This window comes from Cryobacterium sp. TMT1-19 (assembly GCF_004403055.1).
GTDB lineage: Bacteria > Actinomycetota > Actinomycetes > Actinomycetales > Microbacteriaceae > Cryobacterium > Cryobacterium sandaracinum.
Genome location: NZ_SOHB01000006.1, coordinates 1 through 3,927 on the forward strand (window position 1 = coordinate 1; position 3,927 = coordinate 3,927).

Consider the following 3,927-nt stretch of genomic DNA (forward strand, 5'->3'; position numbering starts at 1 on the left):
AAACCCTGAACTATGCCACACCACACGAGCGACTGGCAGAGTTGACCCTGGCCGCATAATGAAACTACGGACCCAGTCCGGAAACCACGGGTCACCCCAATCCGTTTCACCCTGAAATCGGTAGAATCTCCGTCGAATCTGTCAGGGGTTGAGGGGCTAAAGGGCTGAGAATCGTGCGGGCCGTGCCCGACCGACCTCCACACCCGTGCCCACACCCGCACCGCCCTACGATGGCAGGCATGGCCACTTCCTCCGCACCGATCGCCGGCCTCGTGCTCGCAGCCGGCGCCGGCTCCCGCTACGGCATGCCGAAGGCACTTGCGCGGGGCGACAACGGCATCCCCTGGCTGGTGCGCACGATCCGCACGCTCACGGATGCCGGCTGCTCACCGGTGATCGTCGTGCTCGGCGCCGAAACCGCAGAAGTCCGGGCACTGCTCCACCAATTCGGCATGACCCCGTCGGTCGTCCTCACGCAGGCTGAAGACTGGGCAGAGGGACTCTCCGCGTCCCTGCGGGCGGGCCTGCGACAAGCCACCGAGCTGCAGGCCACCGAGCTCCTGCCTGCTCCGGTCGCCGTGGCGATCGTCCCGGTCGATATCCCGGGTCTGCTGCCCGGCACGGTCGCACGACTGATCGGCACCCTGCCCATCGGCACCGTGCCCGGTGTCACGGATGCCGACGCGAACCCCGTCGGCCCGCTCACGCTCCGGCAGGCCGGCTTCGACGCCCGCCCGGGACACCCGGTGGTGATCGGGCGAGCACACTGGGGCGCGCTCATCGACTCCGCCACCGGCGACACCGGCGCACGTCCCTACCTGCAGTCTCACAACACCCGGCTGGTCGATTGCGCCGACCTCGAGACCGGGCTCGACGTCGACACGCGCGATTGAGCATCGAAACCGCACCGCACCACGCCCCCGGACACCGGCCACACCGGGTTGGAATTGCCCCCCCTCCGTGTGAGGCTTAACCCGTGCCGAAGACTGACGAACGACTCGATCTGCGAGACGCCGTGTCCCTCGATCGCCCCTGGATCACCATCGTCTGGGACGACCCGGTGAACCTGATGTCCTACGTCTCCTACGTGTTCCGCAGCTACTTCGGCATCTCCGCCTTGGAGTCCGAGCGCCTCATGCTGCAGGTGCACAACGACGGGAAGGCCGTCGTCGCTTCCGGCAACCGGGAAGCAATGGAACGCCACGTCGAAGCCATGCACGGCTACGGGCTGTGGGCCACCCTCGCCAAGGCCGACGCGTGATGCAGTTCATGCCGGGCAGCGAGAACGCCGGCAGCGTGACCGCCCGGTTCGAACCCGTCGAGATCGGCCTGTTGCGCCTGGCCGCGAGCCAGCTGATTGACCTGCTGGAGGCCGCCGAAACCCACGCACTCGGCACATCCGGTGACCCGGCCCTGCGTCGGCTGCTGCCGGATGCCTACGCCGATGACCCCGAGGCCGCCGCGGAATTCCGCCGGTTCACCGCCGATGACCTGCTCGAGCGCAAGGTGCGGAACGCCCGGTGCGTGCTTGCGACGCTCGGCGAGGAACCGCTCGCCGACATCGCCGACGAACTGAACGACACCGAGCTACATGCGACCGCCGACGCGGCCGCATCCGCCGAGGCGCCCGTGATTATCGACCTCGACGCCGACGACGTGCAGTCCTGGCTGCGCACGCTCACCGACCTGCGCCTCACCCTTGCCGAACGCCTCGAGATCGGGCCCGACGGGGTGCCGGGGCGGAACGCCGACGAGGCACCGTTCCTGAACGACATCTACGACTGGTTCGGTATGGTGCAGGAATCCTTGGTCTATGCGATCGACGTCTGACCCACCGGATACTCGCAACCTACAGCTCGACCGGCACCGCCAGCAGCGCCGCGTACGCGCGGTTGGGCCCGGCCCCGCCCTGCAGCGAGGAACTCAACCGGTCCAGGCTCCGCCGGGCGTCCCCGTCGAGCGCGAGCAGTTCGGCTATTCCTGCCCGAAGCTCCTCAGCCGTGGCCGTGTTGGGCGCGAGGGACAGCCCGAATCCGGCCGCTTCGACCGCGGCGGCCCCGGCGAACTGGTCGGTGGAGAAGGGCAGCAGCAGCAGTGGCACCCCCGAGGTCATCGCCTCGGTGACGCTGTTGTTGCCGCCGTGCGACACCGCCAGCGCCGAGCGCGCCAGCACGGTGACCTGCGGCAGGAACGCGCGCACGAGCCAGGAGTCGGGGATCGGCCCGAGTTCCGCGGGGTCGGTGGCACCGGTGGCGACGGCCACCCGCACGTCGAGTGCGGCAAGCGCCTCGGCCACCCGGGCGAGAACATCCCCGCGCACCGACAGGAAGCTGCCGAAACTGACATAGACGATGGGCCGGTCACTGTCGGCGGCGAGCCAGGCGTTCACCTCGTCGTCGGCGGCCTCGTTGCGCACGGCGGAGCCGAGGAACGCGTGCGCCGGCAGCAACTCGCCACGTGCGGCGTCGTGCAGCTCGGCCGGATAATTGAGCAGCAGGATGTCTCCGGACTCCGTGAACGCATCCGGGCTCGGCAGCGCGGCCGGGTCGAGAACCCGCAGGGCGTCGTTCCACTGGGTGGTGAACGCATCCCGCACGCTCTCGCAGATCGCCAGGAGTGCGCCGAGGTCGTCGCTGTCGGGCGCGAAGGCGAGCGGCCACTCCGGCGGGAAACCGTAGACCTCCGCGCCCACGGGCAGCGCCGACGGGTGACCGAGCACCACATCGGCGTGACGGATGCCCGCACTCACCAAAGCGAGGCGCGCACTGAACGCCAGGTGATCGACGATCACGTGGTCGGGTTGCACCTCGGCCACGATGAGCTGTACCGCGCGGGCCACCTCCACCGGGTTCCAGAGCAGGTCGCTGCTGCGTGCCTCGGCCTGGAAACAGAGCGTTTCCACCATTCCGAGCCGGGTGGCGTCGAAGAACCCGCGGAGCGCGTCGTCCTCGCCCGTCGGCTGTTCCTCGGCGCGGATCGTGCCGGGGTTCGAGCCGCGGCCCAGTTGCAGGTGCACGCGCTCGAATCCGAACGCGGCCACGATGTCGGCGGTGGCCGGACCGCTGGCCACCACGACGCGTTCGCCGGCCTCCAGCCACGCGGTGCCCAGAGTGGCCAGCGGGAACAGGTGGGAGGCGTAGTCCGGGCTGATGATCAGCAGCGTCATGAAACGCTCACCAGGTACGCGCCCGACTCGTTCGTGTCGACCACGTCGCGGTAGACCCGGGTCAGCGTCTCAGCCATGGCCTGGATCGTGAAGGAACGCGACACCATTTCCCCGGCCCGGTCCGCGTACTCCGGTCCGAGGGGGCCGGCAGCCAACTCGAGTGCAGCGCTGATCCCGCCCGCCAGGGCCGTCCGGTTGCCGGTGTCGACGAGGAAACCCGTCACTGCGTGCTCCACATAGGTGGCCGGGCCGCCGGAATTCGGGGCGACGACGGTGAGCCCGGTCGCCATGGCCTCAAGCAGGGCGATGCCGAATTCTTCCTTCATGCTCGCGCAGACATACGCCCCATTGGGGGCCGCCAGTCCGGGCCGGCCGTACCGGGCCGCGGCCAGCCAGTGCGCCACGGTGTCGTTGGTGCGGTGCCCGGCGAGCAGCAGGCCCTGGCCGGCCGCATCGGCGAGGTCGACGACCGCGGCCATCTGGTCCAGCTGGCTTTTCTCGTCGAGGGAGGGAGAATTCAGGTCCCCGCCGAGGATGAGCAGGTTGCAGCGGGCGCGCAGGTCGGCATCCGCAGCCCACGCCTGAACCAGGGCAGCCATGCCCTTGACGCGGTGCAGGCGTCCGACGGTGACGGCGAGCGGAAGCCCGCGCCGGCTCGGCGGGAGGGTGGTGAGCAGGTCGTCCAGTTCGGCTAGCGCCGCTGCGCCCGCCGCGCCCGCCGCGCTGGTCGCGCCGGTCGCGCCGGTCGCGTGCGCGGCGGG

General features: G+C 69.8%; 5 protein-coding genes. 3 read left to right on the forward strand and 2 right to left on the reverse strand.

Annotated features, from left to right (window positions below):
- Positions 1-239: 239 nt before the first annotated feature.
- The 3 genes from E3T40_RS01330 (at position 240) to E3T40_RS01340 (ending at position 1,830) form a co-directional block, all read left to right on the forward strand.
- Entirely contained in the window at positions 240-893 is a 654-nt protein-coding gene (locus E3T40_RS01330; protein WP_104194848.1) for an NTP transferase domain-containing protein, read from the forward strand.
- 83 nt (positions 894-976) lie between these two features.
- Complete coding sequence (gene clpS / locus E3T40_RS01335; protein ID WP_233191428.1) at positions 977-1,261, forward strand: ATP-dependent Clp protease adapter ClpS; 285 nt, start codon at positions 977-979, stop codon at positions 1,259-1,261.
- Positions 1,261-1,830: a DUF2017 family protein gene (locus E3T40_RS01340; RefSeq protein ID WP_104169173.1), complete on the forward strand. Its 570-nt coding sequence runs from the start codon at positions 1,261-1,263 to the stop codon at positions 1,828-1,830. Before clpS ends, E3T40_RS01340 begins: the two co-directional genes overlap by 1 nt.
- A gap of 19 nt (positions 1,831-1,849) precedes the next feature.
- Here E3T40_RS01340 and E3T40_RS01345 read toward each other — a convergent pair whose 3' ends face one another.
- A complete protein-coding gene (locus tag E3T40_RS01345) occupies positions 1,850-3,166 on the reverse strand; it encodes a glycosyltransferase (RefSeq protein ID WP_134542461.1) in 1,317 nt (438 codons plus the stop codon).
- The coding region (locus E3T40_RS01350) for a glycosyltransferase family 4 protein (RefSeq protein WP_134542462.1) at positions 3,163-3,927 on the reverse strand (765 nt) is incomplete at its 5' end. The genes E3T40_RS01345 and E3T40_RS01350, both read right to left, overlap by 4 nt.

Coding starts and splice junctions, on each gene's coding strand:
- E3T40_RS01330 (WP_104194848.1), top strand. CDS start 240: ATGGCCACTTCCTCCGCACCGATCGCCGGCCTCGTGCTCGCAGCCGGC.
- E3T40_RS01340 (WP_104169173.1), top strand. CDS start 1,261: ATGCAGTTCATGCCGGGCAGCGAGAACGCCGGCAGCGTGACCGCCCGG.
- E3T40_RS01345 (WP_134542461.1), bottom strand. CDS start 3,166: ATGACGCTGCTGATCATCAGCCCGGACTACGCCTCCCACCTGTTCCCG.